Origin of the sequence: Neobacillus sp. C211 (assembly GCF_051842875.1) — a bacterium.
GTDB lineage: Bacteria > Bacillota > Bacilli > Bacillales > Cytobacillaceae > Neobacillus.
Map to the genome: position 1 here is coordinate 62998 of NZ_JBPXRO010000023.1, position 17887 is coordinate 80884.

The window sequence follows — 17887 nt, forward strand, 5'->3', positions numbered from 1 at the left end:
ATTTTACAACCGTTAAGGTATTGGTGATATATGGTCTTCTTTAACTAACTTACATCCTAGCCAATAAGAATTACACAGCTGAAGTAATTGTCCATACAAAAGGATCCTTCATTTCATTCCAATTTTGTGTCATTTCCTCTTCGGTCAATAAACAACGATCTAAAGAGGCTTTCACAAGATTTCTATCCATGTCGATTCCGATTAGAACCAGTTCATTTTTACGATCTCCAAACTTTTCATCCCAGTGATTTTTAAATGCAGGGTCTTCCTTTAGATACTGGGTTTGTTGTTCTGGAGGCAAAGATGCTACCCAATAAGTAACAGGCTCTAATTGTACAGATGGACCTGCCTGTGAGAACAATAAAGCTAGGTCATTCCTGGTTGCGCACCATGCTATTCCCTTTGCCCTTACTATTTCTTCGGGCATTTCTTCTACCCATCGATTAAATCTTTCAGAATGAAATGGGACGTTGCTTCTATAAACGAAGGAACTGATCCCATATTCTTCTGTTTCTGGTAAATGCTCAGGTGCCTCCAGTTCTTTTAACCAACCTGCAGATTCGCTTGCTGTTTCAAAATTAAATAATTTTGTATCTAAAATTTCTGAAGTTGGAATTTTCCCCTTAACGGAACGGTGTAATTTCGCTTCGGGATTAAGCTTTCTTAAAAATACCTCCAATTGATTTAATTGTTCCTCTTTTAGTAAATCACATTTATTAAGGACTAAAACATCACAAAACTCAATTTGGTCTATCAATAAGTCCGCAACGGATCGATCGTCATCTTCACCTAATGCCTGGCTTCTTTCCAAAAGCAGATCACCTGAGGCAAAATCATGCCAAAACCTGTTTGCATCAACAACCGTAACCATGGTATCTAGTCTACAATACACTGTAAGGTCAATCCCCAGTTCCTCATCAACGTAGGAGAATGTTTGAGCAACTGGCACCGGTTCACTAATACCTGTTGATTCAATCACTATATAATCAATATTTCCTAACTTCACCAGCCGTTCCACTTCTTTTAAAAGATCCTCTCTTAATGTACAACAAATGCACCCATTTGATAATTCAACTAGCTTTTCTTCTGTCCTATTTAGCCCTCCTCCTTGCTTTACCAGCTCGGCATCCACATTAATTTCGCTCATGTCATTGACAATAACAGCAACTCTTAATCCTTCGCGGTTTTGGAGAATATGATTTAATAATGTCGTCTTTCCTGCTCCTAGATAGCCACTTAAAACGGTTACCGGAATTCTTGTGTCTTTCATAGTAATCCTTCCTTCCATTTACTTTTTTAAATCAAAATGATTACGATTTATAGAATGCACTTAAACATAGAAAAGTCGAACATTGCTAATGTTAATTGAATTCAATCCATTGTTCCTACTTAGTTTCTCTATGTATTGTGTAGCGTTTCAATCGAGGAGAATATTTCCTTAATTCTAGCCTTTCAGGATTATTTCTTTTATTTTTAGTGGTGATGTAATTTCTATCACCTGTTTCTGTACATTGCAGGGATATTTTTACTCGCATACCTCATTTTCCTCCTTTTTTCAATCGAAATGATTACGATTTGCATTCTATATCAATTTCGTTTCTTATGTCAAGCGGAAAAAGCTATCTTCTTTAACTTGAATGAACCTTTTTCTAACCGGTTTTGGTCAATGCTTATACATTCAATTGATGAGTTCTTTGATATGGGGAAATATCTTATCATGGGAGCTTTAATTGCTGCCACTGTACAAACCTATATGCCGGCAAGAGCCTTGTTGGAAACTGGAAGTGGTCCTACATCTTCATTACTTGTAATGATGGGATTGGCTTACTTTTTATCCCTCTGTTCTGAAGCCGATGCCTTTATCGGCGCTTCCTTCAGCAGTATCTTTCCACTTACATCCATCCTTGGCTTCCTAATATTCGGACCAATGATGGATTTAAAAAATACAATTATGATGATAAGCGTATTTCGATTTAGGTTTGTTATGGTTGTGTTGGCATTGATTGTTTCGATTGTCTTTATCACTTTAATGCTGGTCCAAAGTTTATTATAAGGAGGACAAGGCGTGCAATTCCATTTTCAGCAGGCTATAAGAGCGTTTATTTTACTATCTTTTTCATGTTTGCTTTTTAAGATGCATTTTACCGGAGAAATGACAAAGTTTATTAATCCAAAATATGAAGGCCTTAGCCAAATAGCTTCTATTAAATTTTTGATTTTGTTTTTTATCCAAAATACAAGAATATGGAAAGCTAGGGATAATAGTCATCATCATTGCCATCACGATGAACATAATTGTAACCATGATCATGGAGATTCTAGATTTAATACAAAAAAATATTTTCCTATTTTGTTATTGTTTTACCATTGTTAACTGGGTTTATGATTCCCGCCAAAGTGCTCGATGCTTAAAAAGTTAGAACAAAAATACAATATCGTGATGAACGATTATGTATTTGCCGCGCTAAAAAAGAATTCTTCAGCTTCTTTATAATTAAATTTGCAGTAATGAATAGTAGTTGACTAAGTTAAAGTACGAATTTGGAATGATGGCAGCCTTTTGGTGTTTTTATGTATCTATTTTCGCTAAAAGTTCGTTAATTAAAAACATCGAATATGCTACATATATCAAATCGTTGGGTTCCGTAATTATTCCCTCAATATCAATTGTGTATTATAAATACATCAAAGTGGAAAACCCTAATGTCTACACTTTAGTCAAATCAAAACCACTATAGGTTTCCACTTTACTTAAAGTAATCAAATTAAGTAAACTATTTGTTAGATAAGGAAAAAGGAGTTATTAACATGATCAATGTGTTATTTGTCTGCTTAGGAAACATTTGCCGTTCTCCGATGGCTGAAGCTTTGTTTCGCGACTTACTGAAAAAAGGAAATTTGACCAATAAAGTAGCCTGCGATTCCGCTGCTACAAGTGCATGGCATATTGGATCTCCTCCACATAAAGGAACCCTAGCGATTTTAAAAACTTACAACATCTTATCAGATGGTCTGGTCGTACGCCAATTAACAAGGGAAGACTTTGAAAAATTCGATTACATCATCGGCATGGATGAAAGGAACACAAAGAATATTTCTGAGATAACCGGCAAGCCTAATCATCCAAAAATCATTCGTCTGCTTGATTTATCTGAACAGAATAAAGATGTCCCCGATCCTTATTACACAGGTGATTTTCAGGAAACCTATGATCTTATTTCACAGGGTTGCCAAGCATTACTCGAGAAAATACGCATCGAACAGACCTTATAATACGATATCCCGCTAATATTTTGATTGGCGGGTTTTCTTTTAATGGTAATCAACTCAAATGCGATAGGAATAAAGTCTAAAGGAAAATAGAAGGATTTACTTTCTCCTATCATTTCTTAAAAATAAGAGTAGTAGATTTTGAAAGGTAGCGATTGATAAAATGCTTTATATAAGAGATATTGAGGAAATAATTGAAAATACTTTGCAAGAGCACCAATTAACTATTGATTATGAAATGAACAATAAACTACTTTCACCTATGAGCTTTAATGTAACGACAAATACGATTAAGTTTAACTATTTACAAATTAATGGATATATTGCAAATATTAACTTTAAAATTAAAGAGACAGATGAAGATTGTGTTAAAATTATCCTATATCGTCAACTCGGTTATTACTTAGAATTTAAGAATAACAAACATGATTTAAGGGTATTAAAATATTTCGAGGATGAAGAAAAAGCACAGCTTCTAGCTAAAATAGAAACGAATGCTTGGGATTCTGGCAGAACATTGGTACCTGAAAAATTAGTAGATTCCTATGATAAAGTCCGAGAATTAGATAAAATGCTATTAAAAAACTATTAAATCTGATCTGGTAGACAAGGAGAAATGAAATGACCTGGTTAATTATTTCCACAGTACTAGCTGCATCTGTCGCTTGGCTTATTTTTATCGTAAAAAAGGAAAAGGCGAAACAAAAAGAAATGAGAAGCAACCATTTCCAAGAGGTAACAGCCATTAAAGAATGGCAAAAGGCTTCGATGGAAACAGCAGCAACTAAATTCGATGAGAAGGTCATGCTTTTGAACGAATCATTCCAACGTGAAATAGAAAAACTGTTGATCGAAAATGAAGTGATTCGGAAAAATTATCGAAATGGTGAGGAAATCATTACCCATCAGTTCCTTGAAAATTTCAAATCAGATCTAGTTAGAAAAACACTTATTTCACCAGATGAAATGATCATTATGCCGAACATTTTTATTCCTGAGATAAACGGTAATAAGCGGCAGATCGATCACATCGTCCTTTTATCAACCGGTATATATGTAATAGAAACAAAACACTGGAAAGGCCACATCGTTTTGGGATTAAAAAGAATGGGCAGCCACAAGTTTTCGTTCCTAACAGAGATAGTAGACAGTGAAAAAGAGGAAACGCTCGTATTTGATAAGGATGAGTCAGGTGCATTAACTGTGAAGACGTATGAAAATCCAATTAGTCAGGTTCAGGAGACAGCCGTCATCCTATCCAATTTTTTACAAGGTCAAGATATTACAACATGGATCAACACCTTGGTATTCTTTAATTACGATGAAAATGAAAAAGAGGTTCACGATTGGTCGGATAACAGCATCGTAAAACGGGTTACTGATAAAGAACAGTTACAACAGTATTTTATCCATGAGCTTACCTCCAAAGATAGAATCTATGGGGCTTTTCAGCTTCAAAATATTAAACATCTGATCGAAAACGCTAATTACATTTAAGTTTGCAAGAATTTAAGAGGAGTCCAAGTGAGGAAATATAGTAATGGGGGTCAGACCCCCATTAACTAATTCGATTGCGCTTGTGACAGGAGAACTTGCACTCTCGTATAATGAAAATGGATGGAATACCGATAAAAAATAAGATGGTGAAGCTGGTATGAGAATAAATTTATCAGAGAATCAAATGGCGGAAATAAAACGAATAGTTCAAAAAGAACTTTTCATAAAAGGAATAGAACCAACAGATGAATATCTATTTATCCACTGTTTTTCGAAAATACAGAAAGAAACCGTCTATTATCATTTGTTAAGAGAAAATGATACGTTGATAATCCGCTGCTATGCACGTGTGTTTGACAACTTAGGTCTGAGTGTAATGATCAGAAGCGCAGCAAAAAATGTATTTGAATATCTGGTAAACCAAACTGGATTACAAAACACAATCTATATAGAAAACGGGATAGAGTTCAAATTTTAAAAAAGAAGGACCCTAAAGTTAAATATATATGGACAATTAAAATTTGATAGATAAAGCCTGTATCAGTGATTACCAAGTAATCATTAATACAGGCTTTGTTCGGTAAAATTGATTCGCCAATTGAATTAGTTGAGTTTCCTCTGTTCTAAAAACCCAATTGAAAAATAAAGAATGTTCTTTCATGATCCTAGCCCAAAAACGTTTTTCATTTAAAGAGCGTTCAACAAACAATCCAGATGTAACACCTTTATCAGCATGAAATATGGTTTCATCCCCGTTTTTTTGGAAGCCCCCTAATTACTGCACTTGTTCTATTCTTACTAACAAAGTCATTAAAATATACATAGAGCAAAAGCTTAGTTAAATTGTGCATTTTTTCATATTCTAAAAAAAACGATCTTCATCTGACATTGATATTACTGTTTAGAAAAATGAAGCCCGCCTACTTATTTTGTTAAGTATAAATAAATAACCAACCTATCAAAGTTTAGGTTGGTTTACTGTTTTTTTGCTAAATATAGAATTATTTTATTTTCTACTTATTACCTGGAGCTGCCTGGTCAACACCTTTAATATGGTGTCTATGTCCATCGTCTTCCGTTGTATAAAAATCATAATAATGAACATGCATTCCATTTCCCACTGGAATAGCGGGTCCTGAATGAGCCTTATAATGATGGGTATGCCCGTTTTCAAAGACCACATATCCCTCCGTATAATGAATATGGCTACCGTCCTGAGTTGGAATCGCAGGAGAAGTAACATCTAAACACTGATGAACATGCCCTGCCTCCATCGAAGTATAATCAACAGAGCCATGATTATGGTGAGGTACCATCCCTTTTACAAAATCATCTTTTCCTACCTTAACCATTGCCTCCACCCCTTCTTTTCTACAACTATATTACTAAGGATATTTATTAATTAAACAAAATATGTTCGTGAAACAAGTTAAAATATTTGAATGATCTTATGTAGCACTTTCTAAACCTCTAAAGAAATTTTGATTTCCGTCTTTATCAAGTTCTCTTCTGAACACTTAAACCATCTCCTTGTCCAATTTTCGTCATTAACCTATTCCTATCTAACCTCTCCGAATAAACTATCTAATGATATTGGAACACCTATCAGGTATTCCTCAACGGTCCATTCTAAGTGATACTTCTTTTTCTAGTCGTACTCTAGGTCATAGGGCATTTCTTTTCTTATTTGCTTCTACCACTGGTAAGCAACAAATTCAGACCGTTCACCTCCTGGTGGAAGGTTGTATATGCACATTAGTGTCATACTGTTCATTAAAATATTTTAATTGGAATTAATGTACACTTGTCCAAAACTTGTCCCTCTTTTAAACTAAATATAATCAGAACCATTAAAGGGAGAAAACAACGTGAACAAAATACTTGCATTTTTAGTAACCTTTTCGATTCTAATGGCTCTTAATTTCGGTGCAGCATATCTTTTTCAAGTAAATATTGTTGATTTAACATTTCCAGTTGGAATACTTGGAATCCTAATTACCGCACAGAATAATCCAATGACCGACTTATTTAACAGCCAAACCTACATGGAGGTTGAGCGAAAAAGAGGAGCTAAATTTGGTAGAATTCCAATCTTAGCTTCCGTTGCTTATACTTTATTTTCGATTATCATTACATTCTTTTATTACAAAAGCTATTTCATTTAGTTTGAAATAAACCGTTCGTGTTGCCAACTGTTGGCAGCACTTTTGTTTTAGTATGCATTTTAGGTGAACTCCTTCTTGATTAACCTGCATCCGTTAACACAATAAAACAATGAGTAGCCAAAGCAACTCATTGTTTAACTCATTTAGTTTAAGTCAATATTTCACAATCTTACTTTCTAGGATAATACTATTACTCAATGTTTGATATATATAAAGGGAACACCTGCTAACCAGGAAGTTCCCTTTTTATTTCGTAAGATAAAAATACACCAAAACAACGATTGAAAAAAGAGTAAGCTTAACTTCCGATATAAACACTAGCACAAGTACCAGCAATCGGTTCATAAAAACAATGTTCTTTATACTGACCAGCAAAAGGTTGATCATACCAGGTTGGAGGACATGGACCTTCACCAACTGGATTAAAATACCAAAGAGAATACTTAGCTGGATTTACTCTCCAATAATTTAAATTTTGTTTTGCTAATCTTTTTTCAGAAGTTCTAGCTCTTTGATAAAAAACATTTCCTTTTTGTACTGCTTCAAAAGAATAATTTCCACCTTGTATTTGAAATATTACATCATGAATGGTTCTTACATCTTTAAAATCTAAACAATCTGCCTTAGCACGATTTACAATTACATTCCCAACATATAACATTCCTTGTTTTCCTTCACCTTCTGCTTCGGCTCTCATCATTCTTGCCATTTCATCTACTTCATAACTTCTATAATTTACTCTTGGCATTTTTATCACCTCCAAATTAATGTATGATAAAAAAGCCCACATTGATATCATTGTGTATAAAATAAGAATTTAACCAATCACTTACAGAAATTGGTGGATGAGTCAAAATATGATCGCACTGGTGGATGTCCACATTTCTCATGGAGGTCAACCCTCCCATGTCTCACAGAGTCTTCGCTCTCAAATTCCTTCGTCCAACCTTTCCATGAGGTGGATGTCAGCCATGCCCTTGGACAGTTTGAAGATCATCAGTTAAAAGATCGCGAATTTTCTTTGCCACTCGGAGCTCGGCATAAACTCCTTGTGGGATAGTAGGTTCGGCGTATCTTCCGTCTTTGACCAGCTGAGCTATTACTTTGGCGTCCTTTACATCGTTTTTAGTTGGCGAATTATCATCGAGTTCCTTGCTTTTCTTAACGTGCAAAGGGTTTACTGCCACAAACTTATCCTCAATATAAAAAGTCATTTATAGTATCGGATAAACCAATTAAAGATTTATTAGTCGTATCCTCAATAAGAAAAGAAAAATATCGGTACATATTATGATTTCGTTGAAGAAGTGGTCAGTTTTCCGAATTACAAACATGATGATATAGTGGATGGTATGTCGCAAGCCTTGTTCCGTTTCGAAAAGACAGGGACAAGTACTTTTATTGGTCGGGCGTAAACTAGATTTATACTTCAATCCCTTATGGATCAAGGGTTCTCCTAATTTCCGCGAATGTAACCTTATATCTAGATTGTTACATTCATAATAGAAAATAATTTAAAAGTGCAAACTATTTTAAAGGAGGTGAAAACATGCCAGACATGAAAAATATAACAGGTTTAAAAACAGCAGCTCAACCGACTAAAAACGGGGAAGGTATGCCATCTTTTGCAGGCTCCATTTCAGGCGGTGGTGAATCACCAGGAGCAACCGCTCATGTTTCAACAAACTCAAATGCCCCCAATAACCCGGTTATTGCTCCACCAGAACATTAAGACAAAACAGAAGAAGCGATTGAATGATGTCCTCTAAGACTTAAAAAAACGCCATTATTTGGCGTTTTAGTTTAAATATTAACGATTGTTGTTATTGTTACGACCTTTTTGTTGATTATTTTGATTATCACCAGTAACTGCGTCAACAACATTTTCAATTGCCTTGCCAATATTGTTCATAACTCCGCCGATGTTATTGTTATTTTCACGATTATTATTTCCTTGACGATTATTTTGGTTTTCCATTTTGCTCACCTCCGATTTATAGAGTGTGCAAATTTTAAAAAAATTAACCCCTTAGACTTAAATAGCATAAAAAATCCATTCTAACGAAGGGTCCCTGGGAGGATTATCTCGAAAGAATGGACTAGCTAATCCTTAGGGGGAATTAGCCTACATAAAAAAATCATCTCACCTCTGCGAACTCATAGAGGTGAGATGATTTTTTTAAAACTTTACAAAATCCCCTTCTTTGATTTGATTCTTTTCAAACCATCTAAGATTGACTTCGAGAGCATAATGATAAGAAAGTTTCGGATCATAAGTAGGACATTCATCTGATTTACAAGGCACCATATCTAATATTTTTAGAATTTTCCCATCTGAATCAAGAAAAGCAACAGATAAAGGAATTAAGGTGTTTTTCATCCAAAAACCGCCATATGTTTTTCCTGAAAACACAAATAGCATCCCCTCGTTTTTGGGTAATTTTTCAACAAACATTAAGCCCTTATCTCTTTTTTCTTGAGTATCTGCAACTTGAACGGTTAATTTGATTGTCCTTTCTCCACTAGATACTTTAATCATTTTTGTTTGAAGACCTCTTTCTTTTTCTTGACCAAAAAGAAAACCGATTAATTTTATTCTATTTTTCAACATATTCACTCACCTTGTATTTTCCCTTTATAATAAAAAGGAAGAAAGTTGGAGATAAAACGAAAACAAGAAGAAAAAAAAACCGAGAAAAACTCCTTTTCAATTCCAATACTTATGATATGGTTTTACATTTAATACTTTATTTTCAATAACCATATCTACAATATATAAAATGATTAAGTCAGTTTTATTAAACTAAATGAGCCTTTAGCTTAATAAGAACTGCCGGTTTCAATTTTTAGAATCAGGTCAATAACTCCTGAAAAAAAGAAATTTTTTGGGAGAGATGAAATTTGTTATTATCTAAAGCATGGGAAATGTATGAATTTGATAAACGTATTGAAGGCTTTTCGCCGCAAACAGAGTTATTTTAACAATAAAAACAGCAACGCATCTCTACTGCGTTGCTGTTTTCACTATTGCACCCGTAAGTTTAAGTACAATATTTCACAATCTTTCCTGTGTAATAAGAATAAAGGCGACCATCATACTGGAAAACTATAAAAAATTTTGAAATGGCATAAGGAAGACCAAGTAAGGGGGGATTTTTATACTCTATATAAGTATAAAATGGAAAAAAGCATCCAACTTGGTTCATTTGGATGCCTTTTGTCTACAACCTGTGACGAACACCCAAATGATGATCGCCAGAGAATAATTATTTTTCAGTTGCTGTATTCCCCATTGCAATAGAAATTCTATTCCAACTATTAATTTGATTAATAATTAGAACAAGGTCAACATACTGTTTCTCGTCATAGTGTTCACGTACTCGTTGATAAAGCTCATCTGGAACACGTTTTGTCGGTATTAATGTCACATGTTCAGTTAACTCTAAAGCTACTTTTTCTGCATCTGTGTAAAATGTGCACTCTTTCCAAGCACTAATACAATATAAACGTTGTTCCGTTTCTCCCATTTTTCTAGCATCTGCTGTGTGCATATTCAAACAATATGCACACCCATTTATTTGGGAAGCCCGAATTTTTATAAGTTCACGAAGTTTACGGTCTATACCTGTAGTTTTTGTAAACTTCTCCATTTCCATCATTATATTAAGTGCCTCTGGTGCTACCTTGTAATAATCAATTCGTTGTTCCAATTTAATTACCTCCTAATAAAGTTTATTCAATAAATAAATGAATTAAAAATAGAACTTTTAACAACAATCATGGATAATAATAATCGTCGATTAACATTATCCATTCGCCATCAATCCTAATTTTACCTTTTTATTTCCTTCATCATCCCAATAAAATCCTTTGCCTTTATTTCTTTTTCGCCAAAAGATAAATTGAAGAGCCTATCGTAAAAGTTGAAAAAATAACCATCAAAATTGACACAATTGGGGCAGCCCTTAAAGCCATAATGGACAATAGAAACAATAATATTTCTGCTACCATAAAAACCAATATTAATAGCAGAGATATTCTGTACATTCTTACTTGTCCCACAAAATAACCACACCTTTTTAAATTTGATTTATAGCTATTTTATCAGTTGTTCCTCTTCAATTAAACTCCCCGTTGGCACAATAAGAAAACGGGATCGCCGCAGCCATCCCATCTTTAACATAAGCATCCATTAAATTTTTCACAATGTTTCAAAATAGTTGTCTTTTAATAAAAGTTATTGAGCGAGTGCTTTTAATTATGTAGAATAATTAGTCAATTATCAAAACAAGTTTACCATTTCCTATACCTCTTGCTAGCTGTTCAAAGCCCTGCGACGCTTGCTGGAGCGGCAAAGTTGTACCAATAATTGGACGAAGTGCACCACTTGTTAGCATGCCAATTACACCATGAATGCTTTGTTCATATTCATCTTTTGGTGCGTTCCAAAGAGATGTTGCTAAAATATCACATTCCTTTTGCATTGCAAGTCGTGGATTTATTTCTATTGAACCACGATTTCCAATAATTACAATTTTACCAAATGGTGCAATCAGCTTAAAATCTGTTTCTAAATTCTTATTTGCTAAAAACTCAATAATTACATCAGGTCCATTGCCATCTGTTAAGTCTAGCACATCTTCAATCGTTGCTTCTGTCACATGATCAATGACAAAATCTGCACCAGCTTGCTGAACCATTTTTTTACCCTCTGGCTTACTTGCTGTTCCAATCACTTTAGCACCGTGAGATTTCGCCATTTGCACAACCTGTAATCCAACCCCACCACTGGCTCCATGAATAAACACGGTTTGACCAGGCTTCAGACAGGCACGTTGAAATAGTGCACGATATGCTGTTAATGCAGGTACCCCTAATGCTGCACCTTGTTCAAAAGATAGATGGTCTGGTAATGGATGAACCAAAGTTGCATCACATACTACTTTTTGTGCAAATGTGCCTGTACTATAACTTCGCATTAAGGACGCAATAAATACACGATCACCAACACGAACATTTGTGACTTCTTCTCCAATTGCCTCCACAATCCCAGCACCGTCTAAGCCTGGGGTATAAGGCAACTGAGGTATACAAAACGCATATGTACCTGTTAATGTGTAAGTATCACTCGGATTGACGCCCGCCGCATATAATCGAACACATACCTCTCCCTTTCCTGCTACTACATCCCCAACTTCTGTATATACTAATTTCTCAGGTCCACCAAATTGTGTAACTTGAATTGCTTTCATGTTATCAACCTCCTCGTAGTTATTATATATCGAAAGATTAGAATTCATAGTAATATCTAGGTTTGAATTATTAGTTCCCACAAATTCGTACATTAAATTAATACTTACTACTCTTAAAAAACGATTACTTATTCAGCTAACCTGCCACTTTAGTTCATTAAGAAAAGGCTGCCGTAATTAGCAGTCAGATTTTAAGGAAAGCCCCCTTCAGCTTAAGTGAAGTTCTTCGCAATTCAGCTGTTACACAAAAAAGAGTAATTTTAACACAAATAAATAAAGACAAAACACAAGGATTTCTTGGGAAACAGTCTCTAAAAATAGCACTAGCGCCGTTCCATTTTTCTGTTTTGTACATACTTTGTGATTACGAACGAAAAGAAGGCACTGTACATGGCAGATGGTGCTTATGAGGCTGGTTTGCTCTAATCTTTGTATGTTTATATTTCTTATCATCGCTGAAGCAGCTTGGTATTAAAAGACCTCAATAACGGCTGGAGGTGTGCAAAACAACACACCTGTCCAATCCACTATTTTGTAAATACATAATTCATTTCAAAAAAGACTATTAAAATGAAAAAAATAAGATCAATTAAAGGGGTTAAGTACATGATCAACGTTTTATTTGTATGCCTGGGGAATATTTGCCGTTCACCGATGGCTGAAGCTTTGTTTCGCAACTTAGTCAAAAAAGAAAATTTGACAAACAAAATCGCAGTTGATTCCGCTGCAACCAGTTCATGGCAAATCGGCTTCCCTCCGCACGAAGGAACTCTTGATATTCTGAAGAAATACAATATCTCTTCTTATGGGCTTGTTGGACGCCGACTAAAGAAAGAAGACTTTTGGAAATTCGACTATATTATCGGTATGGACGAAAGCAACATAAAAAATATTTACAGGATAACCGGCAAGCCTAATCATCCAAAGATCATTAGGCTGCTTGACCTGACCAAATACAGGAAAGATGTCCCCGATCCATTTTATACAGGTGATTTTGATGAAACCTATCGTCTTGTTTCAGCAGGCTGCCAGGTATTACTCAATAAAATACGCAGCGAACAAAACTTATAACAACAAGGCATCCATCTTAATCCGACGACAAAACAATTTCTATTTCACTGAACCAATTTTTGAAATTGTAAAATCTGTTTACTAAACAAAAATTTCAACACAACACCGGCTTCGAGCCGAATATTGTTTTAAATGCTTAAGTGTTCGATCATTATCGCGTTAGTAGTCCCTGGGATGGGACTACTAAAAAGCTATCTATTACTTCCTGCATCATCTTAGGGCGGCATTTAACGTTTCCTTAAGAAATTTATTAGCCGTTTCTGTTGAAAAGCCTGTGGGAGCGGCAGAATCAATAAGGACAAGTTTGGATACCCCGTAACCGTTGTATCTAGCCATATATCGAATCGCAATCGCTCCACCCGTAGAGTGACCCGCGAGCGTAAAATTGTCTAATTGAAGTGTACCAACTAGAGTGCGGATATCATCTGCCAGTCTATTAAAGGTGTAGCCACTCAATGGTTTATCTGAATTACCAAAGCCCCTCCAGTCTATGCCGATACAACGGTAACCCATTGCAGGAAGAACATCAAACTGATATTCGAACTGTTTATGGCTCAACGGCCAGCCATGTATAAAAACTATGGTCTTGCTGCCGCCTGGGTTAATATCTTCAACATATAGTTTTACGCCTGGCTCCACAGTAACAAAGTATCCCATGAAGATTCCTCCGTAATTTAAGTGGTTTCTATAAGATATTCATTTTTGTAAACTTAGGTGAGTACCTATCCCAGTTGTGGCTCAGATGAGCGTAAAAGGATATGGCTTTTTGAACTATCCGGCCACTTAAGTTGAATAAGAAAAAGCCCCCAAAATGGCAGCTTGATCTTCAACTCTTGCACCCGTTCGCTTAAGTCCATTCCCTCACAATCAGAAAGCTCAACTTTTATTAATACAACTTCTTAATAAATTTAAGTTTCCATAATGTAGGTATTGAATAAATTTAAAATGTGTGTTAAATATAAATCAATTGCATAATTTAATGTTTTCTAGGGTTCCGCAATTAATGTTGGTCTGGTCCGAGAGAAAACTCACAGCTTTTGCTGTGTCACGGAGGGATAAAAGCCTGGGAGATTACTGTTAAACAGTTTCTCCCGGGCTTTTATGTGTTTTGGGAACTTAAAATTAGGGGGGCATTTGGATGAACACAAACTGGATTAAAGTATTTGTTGCTGCTTTTTTTGAAGTATTTTGGGTTATTGGATTAAAACACGCTGAGGGATTTTGGACTTGGTCTGGAACGGTTATATCCATCATCATCAGCTTCTATGTAATGATTATGGCAGGACGAAAACTTCCCGTAGGAACTGTATATGCAGTTTTTGTTGGCTTGGGCACAACGGGAACTGTTATTTCTGAAATAACATTCTTTGGAGAACCATTCAAAATGAGTAAAATACTTTTGATTTTACTGTTACTAGCAGGTGTAATTGGTTTGAAATTAGTTACAAAGGATAACGTTCAGGAAGGGGCTGATTCCTAATGGCGTGGATTTCTTTAGTTTTAGCAGGGTTATTTGAAATGTTTGGTGTTGCGATGATAAATAAACTTCATAAGGACCGTAATTGGAAATCCCTTGTTCTATTAGTTCTTGGATTTGGAGCAAGCTTTATATTTCTTACTAATGCAATGGAAACACTCCCTATGGGGACAGCTTATGCGATATGGACAGGAATTGGTGCGTCAGGGGGAGCAATATTGGGAATGCTTTTTTATGGTGAATCAAAAGATTGGAAAAGGTTAGTATTCATAGCTATGGTTTTAGGTGCAGCGATAGGACTAAAACTTGTTTCATAATAAAAAAGAGATAATAAACTATTGATTTACAATGTCTTGGATTATAAAAAGCCTAATTTTAAGCTAAAATTAGGCTCTTTCTTATTAAATAAAACTACTAAGCCTTTACTTGCGTTTTATTCAAGTGCAATTTCCCCTCCCACTATTCCTCATTTTCCATTTTTTATAATTTAATACCATCCCTTCTTCCATTAACCTGCCCGTTGCACAATAAGAAAAAGCCACCAAGAATAGCAGCTGATTGTTCAACTCAAGCACCAGTTAGTTGAAGATCATTAAAATTAATTTGAACTACAACCCTAAAATCTTAACAGTAATAATGAGTAAAAATAAAATAATATTTAGCCAGACAAAAAATTTAATCATAAGCTCAGCCCAAAACTTTCTACGCAATCCAAAATAAAGGATTACACTGTATATTAAAAGGCTAATAACTATGCGAACTCGAGAAACTTTTTCAATTCCCAAATCAAAAATGTCAATGAATGTATTTATTAAAACAGAGATAATAAATAAAAATAGGAAAATCTGATATTTTTTTTCTTTTTTATCGAACTCTTCTTTAAATTCATACATTTTTATTACCTCAATTTATCTTCTTTTTTCTTTAGATTAACAAATATGTTCTTCAATTATCCCGCCCCGTTACTTGAATAAGATTTTTATTCTATATTTAATCAGATTCTCTGATTTTATAAAGAATTAATCGGTTACTATAATTATCTTTGAATTTGAATATACTACCAGTTACTAGTGGATATTATAATTATCGATTTATGGGAGGAAATAAAATGGAGAGAGAACATAATCCAAGATTGACATCTTCTGAAATTTCAATTATGTGGAGTAGCTATGTGAACAACAGTTTTTCTAAATGTATTATGGAATATTTTTTGGCTAATGTGGATGAACCAGATATAAAATCAATTTTAGAATTTGCACTTAATATATCACAAAAAATGTTAAATATGAGCAAAGAAATACTAAAAAAAGATAATCAACCAATTCCAGTTGGTTTTACTGACGAAGATGTAAATCCAAGTTCTCCACGTCTATATTCAGATGCTTTTTACTTATATTATATTAAAAATATGTCAAAAGTTGGTTTATCTATATATGGTGTGGCTTTGGCAACTTCCGCACATTCTGATGTCCGTGATTTCCTAAGTCAAGCAATACAAGCCTCAATAGAACTATATAATAAAACAGCCAACGTTTTATTATCAAAGGGATTATTTGTAAGACCACCTTATGTTTCAACTCCTGATAGTGTTGATTTTATTGATAAAAAGAAGTATTTAGGTGGTTTTTTAAATTTAAATAATAGACCTCTAAATGTAATCGAAATTACTCATATTGCAGCAAATCTTGAGGCAAATGAAGTTGGTAGAGCTCTTTTAGAAGGTTTTGCCCAAGTAGCGAAGTCCGAAAAGGTTAGTGAATATTGTAATAGAGGTAAAGAAATATCTAAAAAACATATTCAACTGTTTTCATCCATGTTAACTGAGGATGACATTCCAGCACCGGCAGCATGGGACCTTGAAGTCACAGATTCAACTTTCACACCTTTTTCTGATAAATTAATCATGTTTCATATTGCATTGTTAATTGCATCAAGTATTTCGAACTATGCAACTGCTTCAGCAGCAAGTTTAAGAATGGATATTGCAACATCTTATGTTCGTTTAACAGCAGAAAATGCTCAATACGCTAAAGATGGTGTAAACTTAATGATTGAAAACGAATGGTTGGAACAACCTCCGCAAGCCCCAAACCATAAAGGTTTGGCAAAGGATTAGAGTGTTTAAGGGGGTGTGATACAACTTTAAAACTATGAAAGAAAGTAGGATTTATCGATGTGGATAAAGATGCAATCGGAACATTATTATGGTCATTGCTCTACCAGTTATTGGACGACCTTAAATCATAAATTTTAGAACTTCTTGTAAATATCCAAGACTAACTTTAGCAAAGTGTTAATAAATAATTCCATTAATTAATATGTTTCTTGTTGAACTAACCTGCCATTATCACAGTATAATTTTCTATCGTATTCAACGTATTTTATGATATAAAAATGGCAGATTTTTAACTTTGTGGAATGGTTATATTCAGTAATTATTTATAGTATTCAACGTATACAAACATAGGACTTTACTTGGAGAGTTGGGTATGATAGGCTCGTTTGCTTGATGAAACAACTGCTTCAGCCTTTCAAGACAAATCGTACCCACAGAGGCTCCAAGTCAAGTCCTTAAACGACTTATCAATGGCTACATATAGTCAAAGATAAAAGAGCTATTCTATCAACTTTTTTATGAGAATAATGTAGATAACTGCCAGTTAGTTCAACAACAAAAAGTGACAGCCACATTGACGGTCATACTTCTTTTAGCCTCAACTAGGAAAAATGCACCAGTTTTTTTATTATGATTCAGATAAAAGCCTCCTTTTACAGAGCTCCGGCAGTGTAAAGCAAACAATTCCATAAAATAAAACAGAGTATGGGAAATTTCCCTTACTCTGTTTTATTGTTATCCACGTCAGATCAGACCTGTGGCTTTCCTACAGGTCTGATCTGCTTAAAACGGCTCGATGGCTTTCTCGTTTTTACCAGTTTGAGGCTGATTTTCAATTCTTCTTGCTTCGGCTTCTTTGGGAATTTCTTTAAGGTGTTTATTTACTTCTTCTACTTGATTAGTAGTTCTCATTTCATCCATTTTGAAAAACCTCAATTCATTAAAATATTTTGATAAATATAGTATGTAGCAGTAACCAAGATTTTATGCCCGCTTAGTCAGACCCGCATGCTTTGCCACAGGGTGTCTTATATGGCAT

At 34.6% G+C, this 17887-nt stretch carries 20 protein-coding genes, 4 pseudogenes and 1 riboswitch; of the genes and pseudogenes, 11 read left to right on the top strand and 13 right to left on the bottom strand.

The annotated features are described in order from the left end of the window. Window positions 1-70 precede the first annotated feature (70 nt). The gene (locus ACSU6B_RS19960; RefSeq protein ID WP_410888002.1) at window positions 71-1270 is read right to left on the bottom strand and encodes a GTP-binding protein; all 1200 of its coding nucleotides are present in this window, start codon (window positions 1268-1270) and stop codon (window positions 71-73) included. A 115-nt stretch (window positions 1271-1385) separates the two neighbouring features. Further along, window positions 1386-1535, bottom strand: coding sequence for a 50S ribosomal protein L33 (gene rpmG / locus ACSU6B_RS19965; protein ID WP_410888004.1), 150 nt, complete (start codon window positions 1533-1535; stop codon window positions 1386-1388). 29 nt (window positions 1536-1564) lie between these two features. Between rpmG and ACSU6B_RS19970 the strand changes: the two genes are divergently transcribed. The 5 genes and pseudogenes from ACSU6B_RS19970 to ACSU6B_RS19990 all read left to right on the top strand — a co-directional run bounded on the left by ACSU6B_RS19970 (window position 1565) and on the right by ACSU6B_RS19990 (window position 4767). Then, window positions 1565-2053, top strand: a complete 489-nt coding sequence (locus ACSU6B_RS19970; protein ID WP_410888005.1) for a permease — start codon at window positions 1565-1567, stop codon at window positions 2051-2053. Window positions 2054-2134: 81 nt separating this feature from the next. After that, window positions 2135-2412: pseudogene (locus tag ACSU6B_RS19975) on the top strand (DUF1980 domain-containing protein). Between the two features lie 396 nt (window positions 2413-2808). Continuing rightward, window positions 2809-3273: a low molecular weight protein-tyrosine-phosphatase gene (locus tag ACSU6B_RS19980; protein ID WP_410888007.1), complete on the top strand. Its 465-nt coding sequence runs from the start codon at window positions 2809-2811 to the stop codon at window positions 3271-3273. A gap of 160 nt (window positions 3274-3433) precedes the next feature. Further along, window positions 3434-3862, top strand: coding sequence for a hypothetical protein (locus ACSU6B_RS19985; RefSeq protein WP_410888009.1), 429 nt, complete (start codon window positions 3434-3436; stop codon window positions 3860-3862). A 29-nt stretch (window positions 3863-3891) separates the two neighbouring features. Further along, complete coding sequence (locus ACSU6B_RS19990; RefSeq protein WP_410888011.1) at window positions 3892-4767, top strand: nuclease-related domain-containing protein; 876 nt, start codon at window positions 3892-3894, stop codon at window positions 4765-4767. A 577-nt stretch (window positions 4768-5344) separates the two neighbouring features. On the opposite strand, the pseudogene ACSU6B_RS19995 reads toward ACSU6B_RS19990, so the two are convergent. Next, window positions 5345-5509 (bottom strand): annotated as a pseudogene (locus ACSU6B_RS19995) (DUF2935 domain-containing protein); the annotation flags it as partial. 271 nt (window positions 5510-5780) lie between these two features. Then, window positions 5781-6119 carry a YmaF family protein gene (locus ACSU6B_RS20000; RefSeq protein WP_215006565.1) on the bottom strand — a complete coding sequence of 113 codons (339 nt, stop codon included), beginning with the start codon at window positions 6117-6119 and terminating at the stop codon, window positions 5781-5783. 516 nt (window positions 6120-6635) lie between these two features. On the opposite strand from ACSU6B_RS20000, the gene ACSU6B_RS20005 reads away from it, so the two are divergent. After that, the gene (locus ACSU6B_RS20005; RefSeq protein ID WP_410888013.1) at window positions 6636-6932 is read left to right on the top strand and encodes a hypothetical protein; all 297 of its coding nucleotides are present in this window, start codon (window positions 6636-6638) and stop codon (window positions 6930-6932) included. Window positions 6933-7230: 298 nt separating this feature from the next. Here ACSU6B_RS20005 and ACSU6B_RS20010 read toward each other — a convergent pair whose 3' ends face one another. Further along, window positions 7231-7680, bottom strand: a complete 450-nt coding sequence (locus ACSU6B_RS20010) for a cell wall hydrolase (protein WP_410888016.1) — start codon at window positions 7678-7680, stop codon at window positions 7231-7233. Window positions 7681-7909: 229 nt separating this feature from the next. Continuing rightward, window positions 7910-8125, bottom strand: a pseudogene (locus ACSU6B_RS20015) (IS110 family transposase); the annotation flags it as partial. Between the two features lie 356 nt (window positions 8126-8481). Here ACSU6B_RS20015 and ACSU6B_RS20020 point away from each other — a divergent pair. Beyond that, the gene (locus tag ACSU6B_RS20020; protein WP_410888018.1) at window positions 8482-8664 is read left to right on the top strand and encodes a hypothetical protein; all 183 of its coding nucleotides are present in this window, start codon (window positions 8482-8484) and stop codon (window positions 8662-8664) included. 78 nt (window positions 8665-8742) lie between these two features. Here ACSU6B_RS20020 and ACSU6B_RS20025 read toward each other — a convergent pair whose 3' ends face one another. From ACSU6B_RS20025 to ACSU6B_RS20040, 4 genes are all read right to left on the bottom strand, one after another. Continuing rightward, entirely contained in the window at window positions 8743-8910 is a 168-nt protein-coding gene (locus ACSU6B_RS20025) for a hypothetical protein (protein ID WP_410888020.1), read from the bottom strand. Between the two features lie 201 nt (window positions 8911-9111). Next, window positions 9112-9543 (bottom strand): DUF192 domain-containing protein, encoded by a 432-nt coding sequence (locus tag ACSU6B_RS20030; RefSeq protein ID WP_410888022.1) that lies wholly within the window; start codon window positions 9541-9543, stop codon window positions 9112-9114. A gap of 655 nt (window positions 9544-10198) precedes the next feature. After that, on the bottom strand, window positions 10199-10642 hold the full coding sequence (locus ACSU6B_RS20035) for a carboxymuconolactone decarboxylase family protein (RefSeq protein WP_410888024.1): 444 nt from the start codon (window positions 10640-10642) through the stop codon (window positions 10199-10201). Window positions 10643-11203: 561 nt separating this feature from the next. Next, complete coding sequence (locus ACSU6B_RS20040; RefSeq protein ID WP_410888026.1) at window positions 11204-12184, bottom strand: NADPH:quinone reductase; 981 nt, start codon at window positions 12182-12184, stop codon at window positions 11204-11206. A gap of 606 nt (window positions 12185-12790) precedes the next feature. Here ACSU6B_RS20040 and ACSU6B_RS20045 point away from each other — a divergent pair. Continuing rightward, entirely contained in the window at window positions 12791-13255 is a 465-nt protein-coding gene (locus ACSU6B_RS20045; RefSeq protein WP_410888028.1) for a low molecular weight protein-tyrosine-phosphatase, read from the top strand. A gap of 187 nt (window positions 13256-13442) precedes the next feature. Here the strand turns inward: ACSU6B_RS20045 and ACSU6B_RS20050 are convergent. Next, window positions 13443-13912, bottom strand: a pseudogene (locus ACSU6B_RS20050) (alpha/beta fold hydrolase); the annotation flags it as partial. A 318-nt stretch (window positions 13913-14230) separates the two neighbouring features. Further along, window positions 14231-14327, top strand: a riboswitch (guanidine-I (ykkC/yxkD leader). 66 nt (window positions 14328-14393) lie between these two features. Between ACSU6B_RS20050 and ACSU6B_RS20055 the strand changes: the two are divergent. Together ACSU6B_RS20055 and ACSU6B_RS20060 are read left to right on the top strand one after the other, a co-directional pair. Then, window positions 14394-14735 carry a DMT family transporter gene (locus tag ACSU6B_RS20055; protein WP_410888030.1) on the top strand — a complete coding sequence of 114 codons (342 nt, stop codon included), beginning with the start codon at window positions 14394-14396 and terminating at the stop codon, window positions 14733-14735. After that, window positions 14735-15049 (top strand): DMT family transporter, encoded by a 315-nt coding sequence (locus ACSU6B_RS20060; protein ID WP_410888032.1) that lies wholly within the window; start codon window positions 14735-14737, stop codon window positions 15047-15049. The genes ACSU6B_RS20055 and ACSU6B_RS20060 overlap by 1 nt, the downstream gene beginning before the upstream one ends. A gap of 291 nt (window positions 15050-15340) precedes the next feature. Here ACSU6B_RS20060 and ACSU6B_RS20065 read toward each other — a convergent pair whose 3' ends face one another. Further along, window positions 15341-15625, bottom strand: a complete 285-nt coding sequence (locus ACSU6B_RS20065) for a hypothetical protein (protein ID WP_410888034.1) — start codon at window positions 15623-15625, stop codon at window positions 15341-15343. Window positions 15626-15840: 215 nt separating this feature from the next. Between ACSU6B_RS20065 and ACSU6B_RS20070 the strand changes: the two genes are divergently transcribed. Beyond that, complete coding sequence (locus tag ACSU6B_RS20070; RefSeq protein WP_410888036.1) at window positions 15841-16848, top strand: DUF3231 family protein; 1008 nt, start codon at window positions 15841-15843, stop codon at window positions 16846-16848. Between the two features lie 783 nt (window positions 16849-17631). On the opposite strand, the gene ACSU6B_RS20075 is transcribed toward ACSU6B_RS20070, so the two are convergent. After that, window positions 17632-17769 (bottom strand): hypothetical protein, encoded by a 138-nt coding sequence (locus tag ACSU6B_RS20075; protein WP_410888038.1) that lies wholly within the window; start codon window positions 17767-17769, stop codon window positions 17632-17634. Window positions 17770-17887: the final 118 nt, after the last annotated feature.